Raw genomic sequence first — 12,675 nt, forward strand, 5'->3', positions numbered from 1 at the left:
CTCTTTCTTACGCTTCCCAGTGGAGCAGTTCGTCTCTTAACGTATCCAGAAGTTCTTCCTCCGGTACTTTCTTTACGATTTCTCCTTTTTTGATCAGAAGTCCTACACCGACTCCACCGGCGATTCCTATATCCGCTTCCTTCGCTTCTCCCGGTCCATTGACTACGCAGCCCATGACCGCTACTTTGATATCCAGCGGAATGTCCTGAACCATCGCCTCTACCTTGTTTGCAAGGCCGATCAGGTCGATACGGGTACGGCCGCAGGTTGGACAGGACACAACTTCAATGCCTCCTTTGCGAAGCCCCAGTGTCTTGAGGATTCGTTTGGCTGATTTGATCTCTTCAAGCGGAGCTCCTGTCAGGGAAACGCGGATCGTGTCACCGATTCCCTGATACAGAATGATCCCGAGTCCGACTGCTGATTTGATATTTCCGGAATACAAAGTTCCTGCCTCTGTGATCCCTACGTGAAGCGGGTGGTCGGTCTTCTGGGCGATCAGTTCATGCGCCCTGGCACACATCATGACATCAGAGGATTTGATGCTGATGACCAGATTGTCATAGCCCATTTCTTCTATGATATGGACTTTGTCCAGTGCACTCTCTACCAATCCCTCGGCAGTAACTCCATGGTATTTCTCCACCAGTTCTTTCTCAAGAGAACCGCTGTTGACGCCGACACGGATCGGAATATTTCTCTCCTTTGCAACATCTACGACTGCCTGGATCCTGTCTCTGCTTCCGATGTTGCCCGGATTGATACGGATCTTGTCTGCGCCGTTCTCCATTGCTGCGATCGCAAGGCGATAATCAAAATGGATATCTGCCACAAGCGGAATGTGGATCTGTTTCTTGATCTCACGGAGTGCCTCGGCAGCTTCCATTGTCGGAACTGCACAGCGGATGATCTCACATCCTGCCGCCTCCAGTTCAAGGATCTGACGGACAGTTGCCTCCACATCTTCTGTCTTGGTATTTGTCATAGACTGGATAAGGACAGGGTTTCCTCCTCCGATCTTTCTGTTTCCTATCTGTACTACCTTTGTATGGTCGCGATACATAAGTTTCCCTCCATTTTATCGTATTTCACATACACCTGATTTTCTGAAAAAAACGGAGCCGCCTTCAGAGAGACTGCCCCTTCTCTGCTTCATATTATAACGAACTGGGGTATAAAATACAAGTTTTCATTGAAGTCACCACAATAAAGTGCTAAAATAAAAACAAAAGTTACTGCAAACAGAATGAACAGTAACAACGACAGCCATACGAAATGGAGGAATATATATTATGGAAAAAAAGAACATTGACTGGGGCAGCATAGGATTCGGCTATATCCCGACAGATTATCGTTATGTTGCCAACTTCAAGGATGGCAAATGGGATGAAGGAGAACTGACCACAGACCCGAATGTAGTACTGAATGAATGTGCCTGTGTTTTCCAGTATGCACAGACTGTATTCGAAGGCATGAAAGCCTATACAACAGAAGACGGACATATCGTTACTTTCCGTCCTGACCTCAACGCAGAGCGTCTTGCAAACTCCGCAAGAAGACTGGAAATGCCAGTATTCCCGGAGGATCGTTTTGTAGATGCCGTTGTCAAGACCATCAAAGCAAACGAAGCTTACGTACCGCCATACGGCTCAGGTGCAACCCTGTATGTACGTCCGTACATGTTCGGAAGCAACCCGGTTATCGGTGTTAAACCGGCTGATGAATATCAGTTCCGTATCCTGACCACACCAGTAGGACCATACTTCAAGGGTGGCGCAAAGCCGATCACGATCCGTGTCACAGACTTTGACCGTGCTGCACCGCATGGAACAGGACACATCAAAGCTGGCCTTAACTACGCAATGAGCCTTCATGCGATCATGGATGCACATCGTCAGGGATACGATGAGAACATGTACCTTGACTCCGCAACAAGAACCAAAGTTGAGGAGACAGGTGGAGCAAACTTCATCTTCGTAACCAAAGACGGCACTGTTGTAACACCGAAGTCCAACAGCATCCTTCCATCCATCACACGTCGTTCCCTGATCTATGTTGCTGAACATTATCTCGGACTCAAAGTTGAGGAACGTGAAGTATATCTGGATGAAGTCAAAGACTTCGCAGAATGCGGACTTTGCGGAACTGCTGCAGTTATCTCTCCAGTTGGCAAGATCGTTGACCACGACAAAGAAATCTATTTCCCAAGTGGAATGGAAGAAATGGGACCGACAACCAAGAAACTGTACGAGACACTGACAGGTATCCAGATGGGACGCATCGAAGCTCCAGAAGGATGGATCAAAGTTATCGAATAATTTACCCGTTAGATCAGACAAGGTGTGGAGAATTTTCCACACCTTGTTTTTTGCTCTGTTATGAAATTTACTGTCCTATTTTACTCTCTCATATTTCACAAATGTATATTCCAGGTCAAAATATGTCTGCTCATCGCTTTCTGCAGTCACTTTCCACTCCGGCATCTCGTCAAGATTCGGGAAGTAGCTGTCTGCTTCGTATGCAAAATCGATCTTGGTCACATGTGCAGTGTCACAGTATGGAAGGAGCTGTTTGTACACACTGTCTCCACCGATGCAGTATACCTGATCGGACGGATATTTCTTAATTTCCTCCAGAAGTTCCTCGATCGTATGAACGATGATAGCATCTTTTACCTTGTAATCTTTATTTCCGGTAAGAACAATATTGGTTCTGTTCTTGAGCGGAAGTCCGTTTGGAAAGCTTTCCAGTGTCTTGCGCCCCATGACAACGACTTTGCCTGTTGTCTCCTGGCGGAACATCTTCATGTCTGCCGGGATGCTTACAAGAAGTTTGTTATCTTTGCCGATGGCCCAGTTTTTGTCTGCTGCTACGATAATATTCATGTTAAAATCCCCTTCTGTTTTTATTGGTTTCTTCTGACGATCAGATCGCGATCGGAATGTTCTTGATCTGCGGCCAGGTCTGATAGTTTTCTACGATTAGGTCATCCGTTGTAAAATCATAGAAATCTTTGATCTCCGGATTCAGTTTCACAGTCGGTGCCGGATATGGTGTACGGCTGATCAGTTCCTTGATGACCGGTACATGACGGTCATAAATATGACAGTCTGCAATCACATGGACCAGTTCTCCCGCTTCCATATCGCAAACCTGCGCGATCATCATCAGAAGGATAGAATACTGGCATACATTCCAGTTATTTGCCGCCAGGATATCCTGGGAACGCTGGTTCAGTACCGCATTTAATGTAAGCTTATCCTTGCCCGGTTCCTTGGTCACATTGAATGTCATGGAATATGCACACGGATAAAGGTTCATCTCATGGAGATCCTGATGCACGTAGATATTTGTCATGATGCGGCGGCTGTACGGATTGTTCTTAAGGTCATATAATACACGGTCTACCTGATCCATCATACCTTCTTTGTACTGGTGCTTGACTCCAAGCTGATAACCATATGCCTTGCCGATGGAGCCGTCTTCATCTGCCCAGCTGTCCCAGATATGGCTGTGAAGGTCATGGATATTGTTGGATTTCTTCTGCCAGATCCATAAGATCTCGTCCATCGCACTCTTGAGTGCTGTCTTACGGAGTGTCAGTGCCGGAAATTCCTTACGGAGATCATAGCGGTTGACAACACCGAATCTCTTGATCGTATACGCGGAAGTTCCATCCTCCCAGACCGGGCGGACTTTCTCTCCTTCTGTACTGGTTCCGTTTTCTATTACATCTTTGCACATATTGATAAAAGTAACATCTGCTAAACTCATTTACACTTCTCCTTTCATACTGCCGCACAAAAGCTCCCTGTCAGCAGTATTTTTATTCGTCATTCTGCTACTCAGTATAGCATATTCCCCTGTCTCTTACCAGCGTTTTGTTCGTGATAAAACTGCCTGTAACATCTCCCCGGGCTTTACATTTCGAACCTTCCATGCTATTATTAGTGCCATGAAAATACTGATTACATTACTGAAGCCTTTATCTTTTCTGCCTGCGCTTCTTATGATGTACCTGATCTTTTCATTTTCAGCCCAGACCGGGGAGGTGTCCGGGGAATTAAGTTACAAGATCAGTTACAAGATCGTCGAGGTCAAAAGTGAGGTTTTGCACCAGGAAAAAAGTTACGATGAATTAAGTTATGAAGCTGACCAGATCCACTTCTATGTACGAAAAGCAGCTCATATGACAGAATATTTCCTTCTGGCTGTTGCCATTTCTTTCCCGCTCTACGTTTACCGCGTGAGAGGTTTCTGGCTGTTTCTTCTCGCCGGGATCTTCTGTGTGGGATTTTCAGGACTGGATGAATACCACCAGTCTTTTGTCGGAGGACGTACCCCTGCTGTCCGCGATGTCTGCATTGACAGCTGTGGAGCTTTTATTGGGATCATCCTCGTCCAGCTTTTCTGCTGGTCAACCTTACATAACCCGGATGCTCCGAAAAAAGTTGTAAAAAAGCGTAAAAAACGCCGCAGATCCTGAAGTCTGCGGCATTTTTGATCCTTATGTGATTTTACAGGATTTATTCAGATTTTTCATCCTCTGGTTTCTTTTCCAGGGAGACACTGCTTTCCTGTGCATCTGTGTCATCTCCGTTTTCATTGTCAAGTCCGTCTGCCAGATGTGCTCTCTGTGCGATGCTCATAGATTTCTTCTCTTCTGCAGGTTCCGGCTGTTTCTGGATCTGCTCCTGTGCTGCGGCTTCTGCTGCACGCTTCGCCTTGTCCTTCTTCATCAGGTCTCTGCCGCCAACCACCAGCATAACAACTCCAACGATCAGAAATCCGACTCCCGCTGCAAAAAATCCCCAGCTGCTGCCATTCACACCATCCAGTACATCCTTACAGAGCTTATACCCTGTATACAAAAGGTACACACCTGCAAGAAGCATGATAATGGAACTTCTTGTCGGTGTCCCCTGCTCCTTTGGTTCTGCTCCGGAAGTTTCCTGTTCAGACTGCTTGTTCTGTTCCTCCATCTGCTTCTCCTCTCACTTGCAAAAAATAAATTATTTTTTTATCTTATCATCTTTTACAGAATTGTTCAATTCTTCTTTTTCGTCAGCCTCGGTCTCTTCTTCCGTTTCAACAACCGGCTCTCTGTAAAGACGGCCATAGATTCTTGTAACCTCTCTCATATGATACAGAGTCATATCAGAAATCTGTCCTTTGGTCAGTCTCCATTTCCAGTTGTCGCCCAAAGTTGCCGGTACATTCATACGTGCTTCGTTTCCAAGGCAGAGGTAATCCTGGATCGGAATGATCGCCAGGTCAGCCACACTTGCAAGAGCTGTACGGATCAGTGCCCATACACAGTCATTTACCGGTACTTCATAGCAGTTGATGTATTCTCTTACAAAGTCTCTGTCATGACCCTGAAGGTTTTCCAGCCATCCTTTGGTCGTCTCGTTGTCATGGGTTCCTGTATAGACAACGCAGTTATGTTCATATTTATATGGAAGATAAGAGCTGTTCTCACTTCCGTCAAAAGCAAACTGCAGGACTTTCATTCCCGGATAGCCGCTTTCTTTGAGCATTTCCAGAACGCTCTTTGTCAGGAATCCAAGATCCTCTGCGATCACGCGAAGGTTCTCGATCTTTTTGTTCAGGGTATTGAAAAGATCCATTCCAGGTCCTTTTTCCCATTTGCCCTTCTGTGCGGTCGTCTCTCCGTATGGGATCGCATAATATTCGTCAAAGCCACGGAAATGGTCGATCCTCACTACATCGTATAATTCAAGACAGTGCTGCATTCTCTGCACCCACCAGTCATATCCTGTCGCTTTTAATTTCTTCCAGTCGTAAAGAGGATTTCCCCAGAGCTGTCCTGTTGTAGAAAATGCATCTGGCGGGCATCCTGCTACGGATTTCGGGTTGTGATCCTTGTCAAACTGCAGCATTTCCGGATTTGCCCATGCGTCAGAGCTGTCCAGTGCCACATAGATCGGTACATCGCCGATGATGCTGATACCTTTCTCATTTGCGTATGCTTTCAGCTTTCTCCACTGTGTGGTAAAGCAGTACTGCTGGAAACGATAGAAATCGATCTCCTCTTCAAGCTCTTTCTCTGCTTCTTTGACTGCTTTGGAATGACGGTCCTTGAGTTCTTCCGGCCAGTCGATCCAGCAGATACCCTTCTGGTCATTCTTGATCGCCATAAACAGACAGTAATCTGTCAACCAGTTCTGCTCTTCTTTCAGAAAATCTGCATAATCCTCATCCTTGGAAAGATCTGCTCTCTCATATGCTTTGCGAAGAAGTTTATATCTGGACATGTACATCTTTTCATAATCTACATAAGACTCGCTTCCACCCCAGTCACAGGACTCACATTCCCCTCTGGTCAGAAGTCCCTTCTCGATCAGATCCTCCAAATTGATAAAATACGGATTTCCTGCAAAAGTAGAAACGGACTGATAAGGAGAATCTCCATATCCAGTAGGTCCTAACGGAAGAATCTGCCAGTACTGCTGTCCTGCCTGCTCCAGTTGATCAACAAATTCATAGGCTTCCTTTGAAAAACATCCCATTCCGTATTTTGACGGTATACTGGATATACCCATTAAAATGCCGCTTGCTCTCATTTTATCTCCTCCAAATCTGGTAAATATTCACAAAACACATTATACCAATACCATACCCATTTAGTCAAGATAAATAAAAAAGAGAGCACACGCCCTCTTCACTTACCTGTCTTACAAACAGTTCCTCTTCTTGTCTTTGTTTCTCACCGTGGCACCCTGCTAAAGTCAGGAAAACTGCCAGCAAAAGTATCATAAAAATCTGTTTTTTCCTCACATCCACATCTCCGTTTTTGTTTTTAGGATTTCGAAAAAAACAGATTTTTATTCACCGGATATCAGAATCCTTTCTTCTTCATATAGATCACAACATCTCTCCAGACTCTTTCTTTGCCCTTTTCATTCAGGATCTCGTGGCGCATTCCCGGATAAAGCTTGCCTTTTACATCCAGATATCCCGCACGTCTCATCGCATGGACTGCCCCGGCAAACTTACGGACATTCCCAAGGCACGGATCCTCGGCTCCGCTGATAAAAAGCACCGGCATTCTTGGATTTTTGCAGCTCCATTTATGGATGTCATAGGCTTTTTTCATAAGGTCAAAAAGTGCTATGTACGCATCGTCTGTAAAGGTAAATCCGCACAATTCGGAATCTGTGTACGCCTGATAGACTGCCGGATCTGAACAGGTCCAGGCATTTTTGTTGCCTTCCTTTCGGAATTTCCATACATAGGAACCGAAAGAAAGTGACTCCAGCACATGGCTCTTGTGACGATATCCCAGAACTTTGCCCTCTGCCGTTGCGATCGCTTTGCCAAGAATCCTTGCCTTGTTTTCGCTCGGTGAACCGCATACAATCAGCATATCCAGGCAGTCATCATGTTCACTTGCAAAAGCCCTCACTGCCAGCGAGCCCATACTGTGTCCCATCAGGATCAGCGGAAGATCCGGGAAATATTTGCGGATGTCATGATTTACTTTCGCAATGTCCTTGAGCATTCCCTCTGCTCCGCTACCGTACATATATCCGAGATCATCTTTGGAACGGACACTCCTTCCATGTCCTCTGTGGTCATGGATCACGGTCACAAATCCCTGTTCTGCAAGATATTCCATAAATGGTATGTAACGTTCCTTGTGTTCACACATCCCGTGAACAAGCTGAACGATCGCCCGATACGGCTTCTCCTCCGGGCAGATACACAAGACTGAGATCTCCAGCCCGTCCGCTTCCGACCGAAAAAAATCTTCGTATTTTTTTGCCATAAGCACTTCCTCCTCTTTGTAAAAAAGAAATCCCCTCATTTTCTTTCTGTTGTTAAGGTTAATTTTAGAGCCTGCAATTGTCCTTGTCAAGTAAGGCTCTCCTCTGCTATAATAGAAAAAAAGGAGGCAATAATGCGAAAAAATAAAAATAAACCGGAAACTGTTGATACTACATCTGTTACCGAAACAGAAGAGATCAAAGTTCCCAAAAAGGAAAAAAAGAAAACCGGACTGATCGTCTTTCTGATCATTCTCATCCTCGCAGTCGCCGGAGCGGCAGCATACTATTTCATGGAACGTCAGAAACCGATCTCCACAACCAAGAACTATCTCGAAAATGTTCAGGCAATGAACTTTGATGGTATGAAGGAACTTCTGCAGAGCAATGACATGTCTGCACTGGATAACGCGGATATCACAAGCGCTGCTTACACCAACTTCTTCAAGACCATCAACCAGAAGATGAGTTTCGAGATCAAGAAGACCAGGTTCAACATCCAGAACGGAACAGCAACTGTCACTGCACATATCAAATACATTGACGGTTCTGATATCTACAAAGAAACCATCACAGAATTCCTCAAGCAGATCGTTTCCACTGCATTTGCAGGAGAGACAATAACAGAGGAAGAAACTCAGCAGAAACTTGCTTCTCTTCTCGAGGAGAAATCCGGTTCTGTCGAGGACAAGTATACAGAAGTTGATATTGACTACCCTCTGATCGAGGCGAACGGCAAATGGAAAGTTGTTTCCCTCGATGCAGAAACTGTCAAAGTAATGTCTGCAAACTTCACCAACGTACAGGATGAGATCCACCAGTCTCTCTCTGAGATTGAAAATTCTGATTCTGGAAACCTTGATGCACAGCCAACTTCTGACAGCACTATTGATATGAGCAATGATAAATTCACTATCCATTACACCAAATGCCGTGTTACCAAGGACTATGCCGGAAATTCCTGCATCCTTGTCTACTATGATTACACCAACAACGGAAGTTCACCTTCCAGTGCCATGGTAGATGTCAATCTTCAGGCAACACAGAATGGACAGGCTCTGGAAGCTGCGATTCTCGCAGAAAATGATACTGCTGTAGACCAGTTCATGGCAGAGGTTAATCCAGGACAGACTGTAAATGTCTGCCAGGCATTTACACTCAAGGATCAGTCCGACGTAACGATCCAGGCAGGCGAAGCTTTCACGATTGGCGGTGGAACAGTTACATCTCAGATTCTCAAAGTTCAGTAAATTAATTTTTAAAAAATATTCGCAGTACATTTTTGCTGCGAATATTTTTTTTGCTTTCTGGGATACTAAAGATTACAACAACAAGGAAAGGATGAGCATCTATGGGAAATAAATTTCTGAATTGTTTTGCACTGACGATTTCTATTATCGGAGCTCTGAACTGGGGGCTGATCGGATTTTTTAATCTGAACCTCGTTGCCCTTCTGTTCGGAAGTATGAGCTGGCTTTCCAGAATCATCTATGCTCTGGTTGGTCTCTGTGGTCTCTATCTTTTTTCTTTCTATGGAATGACGACTGCAGGCGAAGAAAAAGTCAGCTGAAGATCTATGCTGACAGCCCTCAGATGTACAGAACAAAAAGAAAAGGACTCTGAATTCTCAGAGTCCTTAAGAGCGATAGACGGGGCTCGAACCCGCGGTCTCGACCTTGGCAAGGTCGCGCGTTACCAACTACGCCACTATCGCATAAGAGCGGGTGATGGGAATCGAACCCACGTATCCAGCTTGGAAGGCTGGTGTTCTACCATTGAACTACACCCGCATATCGCTGTGCTTGCGTTGCGTTTGTATTTCGCTCGCTTCAACGATATTGAGTATATCTTATTACTCAGTATTTGTCAACAGGTTTTTTTAATTTTTTCAATTTTTTTTATTTTATATTTTTTCTTGTTTTTATATACATAAAATGCCCTAGTTTTCCCAGTCCCAGACATCTGTCTTGGAAACGGCACTTCTTGATTTCTTGATCACAAGTTCCGGGCTCTTGGCACTGACTTTGGTGTTTGCCGGAATGGATTCTGTGATGAAAGTGTTACCACCGATGATCGTATTTTCTCCGATCACAGTCTCACCGCCAAGTACAGATGCATTGGAATAGATCGTCACATTGTCGCGGATCGTTGGATGACGTTTGACATTGGCAAGCTGCTGTCCCTGTCTGGTAGAAAGCGCACCAAGAGTCACACCCTGATAAAGCTTCACATTGCATCCGATCTCCGTTGTCTCACCGATAACAACGCCAGTTCCATGGTCGATAAAGAAATAGTCACCGATCGTTGCGCCCGGGTTGATGTCGATACCTGTCTTGCCATGTGCATACTCGGTCATGATCCTCGGAATATACGGAACTTCTTCTTTATATAAAATATGCGCCAGACGATATACATAGATTGCAAACAGACCTGGATAAGAAGAAATGATTTCTTCCTTACTCTTGGCCGCCGGGTCACCGTCGAAGCCTGCCTGCACATCCTTCAGAAGACGTTGCTGCACATCCGGAAGCTGCTCAAAGAATCCTGCACAGATACGGTCTGCCTCTTCCTGCGCTCCATCCTGCTCAAGTTCCGGATTCGCATACAGAAGTGCGATCTCGATCTGTCCTTTGAGCATGTCATAAAGATCATTCAGGCGATATCCTGCAAAATGCTCCGGGAAGATCTTCGCTGCTGAATCATTCCAGAAGTATCCTGGAAAAATAACTGAACGAAGCTGCTTGACAACATCAATGATCGCTGCCCTGCTTGGAAGCTCACGGTTGTTCTTTGGCATAAATAATTCTTCTTTTTTATAATTCTCGGTCAAAGCTTCGGTAGCTTTGAGAATCACATCTTTTTTTCTGTTCATGAATCTAACCTCTTTCCGCAATTTCTGCAAAGATGCTAATACCTGGTGTATTACTACTCTGCGGATTTCTTTCCTTATATCATATTATAGGATTGTTTTCGCGTCAACAAAAGATTCTTTTCCCGGCAAAAAAAGAATTGACCTTTCCGCGATCTGACTATATAATGGAACATGGTCAGAACATTCTGTTTCAGATTCGGAGATGTACCCAAGTGGCTGAAGGGTCCGCACTCGAAATGCGGTAGGTCGGGCAACCGGCGCGAGGGTTCAAATCCCTCCATCTCCGCTATTGACAAACAGAATATTATCTGCTATAATTCATTTTGTTGCAGATGAAATTGCAACTATTCCAATAATATAGGGGATTGGTCAAATGGTATGATAGGGGTCTCCAAAACCTTTGGTGGGAGTTCGATTCTCTCATCCCCTGCTCTTGGAAACGCTGAAAAGCCTTATAAATCAAGGGTTTTCAGCGTTTTTGATTTTCCGTAAATTACAAAGGGTATCAAATTTCATCAAATAACAACTCTGTCATTCCTAATGCCGCTGGAATTATCAGCAGCACGGCTATCCATGCGCTCTGGAACAGTACCCAGGAAAGAATCGAAAGAATAAAGCAGACTACTATTTTCACACAGGCATCTGCTTTTATCTTTTGCTTTTTCAGCATTACGATGGAGGATATGAACAGGATCAGAAATATTACAAATAATAAAACAAGCCCTACTGCCACCAGAAAGGCTACAACTCCCGTCATTCCTCCAAGCAATGCTGTAAGCGAGCCTGGAAGTATAAGATATCCACTTATGTAGTCTCCGTTTTCTCCAGGGTTAGTTGCCAGATTCATACCAACCGTTGTAAGCTCTCCAGCATATCTGACAAGAAATAAAGATCCGATCCCAGCACAGAGAGAAAACATCATATAAACACCAATTAATATTGTGGAAATTAATGATCCCAGAGGGATTTTTTTATTATTCTTCATAGCATCTTCCCAGTTTTTATTTCATTCACTTCTCCTGAATCTCTTTACCGCTAATATGTTCAATGTCTATTTCAAAGAGCTGCACGGCTTTTCCTGAACGTTCGATTTCTTCGTCAATCAGCTGTTCATTTGGATAGTATTTTCTGGCGATTTTCTTAAGAATCTCTGTTGCTTCTGTGCCTTCTTCTAACAGATGACATCTGCCAAATACAACCGCACTTTGCACAAACGGTGCCCATGCTTCTTCCTCTTTTATGGTTTCATTTCCGTAAACGGTGAAGCATACTTTGTCACTGGCGCGCAGGGCATCAACTTTGTATCCGGCACGTGCTCCATGAAAATATATTTTCCCGGCATTTCTGTCATAAAAATAATTGACAGGAACTGCATAAGGATATCCGTCATCTCCATTTACCGCAAGTACGCCACGCCTGCTGCACTGCAAAAGTTCTTTCGCAGCATCAAGATCCATTTCTTTTTTCTTTCTTCGAATCGGTCTGAACATTGCTTTTCTCTCCTCATTCTTCTCTGTGTGACATGCTCCCACCACTTAAATCTTTGATTTTGAAGTGGGGGCTTCTTGCTCAATGGCTCTACTGAGCCAAGTATCTACAAGCTATCCTCGCGTGCCCCGCGATTTTTATTAGTCCTGTTACGGACTTTTTATTGTGCTGTCATGCACATTCTGCAAAGATTCTTTTTCCCTCATTCATGATGTTCACTTCTGCATTTACATCACGGTCCATTCTGTGTCCGCATTCACAGTAATAGATCCTTTCAGACAAAGACAATTTTTCTTTTTTCTTTCCACATGCACTGCAAATCTTGCTTCTTATACTTGATGCAAAATATCGATCTACTTTTATCAGATACTTCCCGCGTTCCTCCAGTTTATATTCCAGCATAGACAGAAACAGGCCATATCCATTATCATGTACGCCTTTTCCAAGATGAAATCCTCCTGCCATCCCTTTCAGATTCAGATCTTCCACGCATATTGCATCGAAGCTCTCGGCAAGACTGGCACT

Annotated in this window: 14 protein-coding genes and 4 tRNA genes; 6 read left to right on the plus strand and 12 right to left on the minus strand. The window is 44.5% G+C overall.

Annotation, left to right across the window (positions count from 1 at the left end; genetic code table 11):
- Nucleotides 1-7 precede the first annotated feature (7 nt).
- Nucleotides 8-1,063: a flavodoxin-dependent (E)-4-hydroxy-3-methylbut-2-enyl-diphosphate synthase gene (ispG, locus tag DWX28_RS12625; protein ID WP_022214399.1), complete on the minus strand. Its 1,056-nt coding sequence runs from the start codon at nucleotides 1,061-1,063 to the stop codon at nucleotides 8-10.
- 229 nt (nucleotides 1,064-1,292) lie between these two features.
- On the opposite strand from ispG, the gene DWX28_RS12630 reads away from it, so the two are divergent.
- Nucleotides 1,293-2,318: a branched-chain amino acid aminotransferase gene (locus tag DWX28_RS12630; protein WP_022214398.1), complete on the plus strand. Its 1,026-nt coding sequence runs from the start codon at nucleotides 1,293-1,295 to the stop codon at nucleotides 2,316-2,318.
- A 75-nt stretch (nucleotides 2,319-2,393) separates the two neighbouring features.
- On the opposite strand, the gene DWX28_RS12635 is transcribed toward DWX28_RS12630, so the two are convergent.
- Both DWX28_RS12635 and thyA read right to left on the minus strand, forming a co-directional pair.
- A complete protein-coding gene (locus tag DWX28_RS12635; RefSeq protein ID WP_118252888.1) occupies nucleotides 2,394-2,885 on the minus strand; it encodes a dihydrofolate reductase in 492 nt (163 codons plus the stop codon).
- A gap of 40 nt (nucleotides 2,886-2,925) precedes the next feature.
- Nucleotides 2,926-3,774, minus strand: coding sequence for a thymidylate synthase (gene thyA / locus DWX28_RS12640; protein WP_022214396.1), 849 nt, complete (start codon nucleotides 3,772-3,774; stop codon nucleotides 2,926-2,928).
- Between the two features lie 181 nt (nucleotides 3,775-3,955).
- Between thyA and DWX28_RS12645 the strand changes: the two genes are divergently transcribed.
- Nucleotides 3,956-4,486, plus strand: coding sequence for a VanZ family protein (locus DWX28_RS12645; protein WP_118252889.1), 531 nt, complete (start codon nucleotides 3,956-3,958; stop codon nucleotides 4,484-4,486).
- A 40-nt stretch (nucleotides 4,487-4,526) separates the two neighbouring features.
- Here the strand turns inward: DWX28_RS12645 and DWX28_RS12650 are convergent, their stop codons facing one another.
- From DWX28_RS12650 to DWX28_RS12660, 3 genes are all read right to left on the minus strand, one after another.
- A complete protein-coding gene (locus DWX28_RS12650; RefSeq protein WP_022214394.1) occupies nucleotides 4,527-4,982 on the minus strand; it encodes a hypothetical protein in 456 nt (151 codons plus the stop codon).
- Between the two features lie 30 nt (nucleotides 4,983-5,012).
- Nucleotides 5,013-6,587 carry a 4-alpha-glucanotransferase gene (gene malQ, locus DWX28_RS12655; RefSeq protein WP_118252890.1) on the minus strand — a complete coding sequence of 525 codons (1,575 nt, stop codon included), beginning with the start codon at nucleotides 6,585-6,587 and terminating at the stop codon, nucleotides 5,013-5,015.
- A gap of 275 nt (nucleotides 6,588-6,862) precedes the next feature.
- Nucleotides 6,863-7,792 carry an alpha/beta fold hydrolase gene (locus tag DWX28_RS12660; protein ID WP_022214392.1) on the minus strand — a complete coding sequence of 310 codons (930 nt, stop codon included), beginning with the start codon at nucleotides 7,790-7,792 and terminating at the stop codon, nucleotides 6,863-6,865.
- 132 nt (nucleotides 7,793-7,924) lie between these two features.
- Between DWX28_RS12660 and DWX28_RS12665 the strand changes: the two genes are divergently transcribed.
- Nucleotides 7,925-9,040, plus strand: coding sequence for a DUF5067 domain-containing protein (locus DWX28_RS12665; RefSeq protein WP_118252891.1), 1,116 nt, complete (start codon nucleotides 7,925-7,927; stop codon nucleotides 9,038-9,040).
- 101 nt (nucleotides 9,041-9,141) lie between these two features.
- A complete protein-coding gene (locus DWX28_RS12670) occupies nucleotides 9,142-9,360 on the plus strand; it encodes a DUF378 domain-containing protein (protein WP_022214390.1) in 219 nt (72 codons plus the stop codon).
- Nucleotides 9,361-9,431: 71 nt separating this feature from the next.
- Here DWX28_RS12670 and DWX28_RS12675 read toward each other — a convergent pair.
- The 3 genes from DWX28_RS12675 to DWX28_RS12685 form a co-directional block, all read right to left on the minus strand.
- Nucleotides 9,432-9,504, minus strand: a tRNA-Gly gene (locus DWX28_RS12675).
- 5 nt (nucleotides 9,505-9,509) lie between these two features.
- Nucleotides 9,510-9,580 (minus strand) — tRNA-Gly (locus DWX28_RS12680).
- Nucleotides 9,581-9,729: 149 nt separating this feature from the next.
- Nucleotides 9,730-10,662, minus strand: a complete 933-nt coding sequence (locus tag DWX28_RS12685) for a serine O-acetyltransferase (RefSeq protein ID WP_022214418.1) — start codon at nucleotides 10,660-10,662, stop codon at nucleotides 9,730-9,732.
- A gap of 198 nt (nucleotides 10,663-10,860) precedes the next feature.
- Between DWX28_RS12685 and DWX28_RS12690 the strand changes: the two genes are divergently transcribed.
- Both DWX28_RS12690 and DWX28_RS12695 read left to right on the plus strand, forming a co-directional pair.
- A tRNA-Ser gene (locus DWX28_RS12690) sits at nucleotides 10,861-10,948 on the plus strand.
- 73 nt (nucleotides 10,949-11,021) lie between these two features.
- Nucleotides 11,022-11,092: transfer RNA gene (locus DWX28_RS12695), tRNA-Trp, on the plus strand.
- Nucleotides 11,093-11,167: 75 nt separating this feature from the next.
- Here the strand turns inward: DWX28_RS12695 and DWX28_RS12700 are convergent.
- The 3 genes from DWX28_RS12700 to DWX28_RS12710 form a co-directional block, all read right to left on the minus strand.
- A complete protein-coding gene (locus tag DWX28_RS12700; protein ID WP_118252892.1) occupies nucleotides 11,168-11,647 on the minus strand; it encodes a hypothetical protein in 480 nt (159 codons plus the stop codon).
- A 25-nt stretch (nucleotides 11,648-11,672) separates the two neighbouring features.
- Complete coding sequence (locus DWX28_RS12705; protein WP_118252893.1) at nucleotides 11,673-12,152, minus strand: pyridoxamine 5'-phosphate oxidase family protein; 480 nt, start codon at nucleotides 12,150-12,152, stop codon at nucleotides 11,673-11,675.
- A 169-nt stretch (nucleotides 12,153-12,321) separates the two neighbouring features.
- Nucleotides 12,322-12,675: RNA-guided endonuclease InsQ/TnpB family protein (locus DWX28_RS12710; RefSeq protein ID WP_118252894.1), on the minus strand; the 354-nt coding region annotated here is incomplete at its 5' end.

Origin of the sequence: Blautia sp. AF19-10LB, from assembly GCF_003461245.1 — a bacterium.
GTDB lineage: Bacteria > Bacillota > Clostridia > Lachnospirales > Lachnospiraceae > Blautia_A > Blautia_A intestinihominis.

Excerpts from the sequence above, each read along its gene's own strand:
- ispG (WP_022214399.1), bottom strand. The coding sequence starts at position 1,063 with ATGTATCGCGACCATACAAAGGTAGTACAGATAGGAAACAGAAAGATC.
- DWX28_RS12630 (WP_022214398.1), top strand. The coding sequence starts at position 1,293 with ATGGAAAAAAAGAACATTGACTGGGGCAGCATAGGATTCGGCTATATC.
- DWX28_RS12635 (WP_118252888.1), bottom strand. The coding sequence starts at position 2,885 with ATGAATATTATCGTAGCAGCAGACAAAAACTGGGCCATCGGCAAAGAT.
- thyA (WP_022214396.1), bottom strand. The coding sequence starts at position 3,774 with ATGAGTTTAGCAGATGTTACTTTTATCAATATGTGCAAAGATGTAATA.
- DWX28_RS12645 (WP_118252889.1), top strand. The coding sequence starts at position 3,956 with ATGAAAATACTGATTACATTACTGAAGCCTTTATCTTTTCTGCCTGCG.
- DWX28_RS12650 (WP_022214394.1), bottom strand. The coding sequence starts at position 4,982 with ATGGAGGAACAGAACAAGCAGTCTGAACAGGAAACTTCCGGAGCAGAA.
- malQ (WP_118252890.1), bottom strand. The coding sequence starts at position 6,587 with ATGAGAGCAAGCGGCATTTTAATGGGTATATCCAGTATACCGTCAAAA.
- DWX28_RS12660 (WP_022214392.1), bottom strand. The coding sequence starts at position 7,792 with ATGGCAAAAAAATACGAAGATTTTTTTCGGTCGGAAGCGGACGGGCTG.
- DWX28_RS12665 (WP_118252891.1), top strand. The coding sequence starts at position 7,925 with ATGCGAAAAAATAAAAATAAACCGGAAACTGTTGATACTACATCTGTT.
- DWX28_RS12670 (WP_022214390.1), top strand. The coding sequence starts at position 9,142 with ATGGGAAATAAATTTCTGAATTGTTTTGCACTGACGATTTCTATTATC.
- DWX28_RS12685 (WP_022214418.1), bottom strand. The coding sequence starts at position 10,662 with ATGAACAGAAAAAAAGATGTGATTCTCAAAGCTACCGAAGCTTTGACC.
- DWX28_RS12700 (WP_118252892.1), bottom strand. The coding sequence starts at position 11,647 with ATGAAGAATAATAAAAAAATCCCTCTGGGATCATTAATTTCCACAATA.
- DWX28_RS12705 (WP_118252893.1), bottom strand. The coding sequence starts at position 12,152 with ATGTTCAGACCGATTCGAAGAAAGAAAAAAGAAATGGATCTTGATGCT.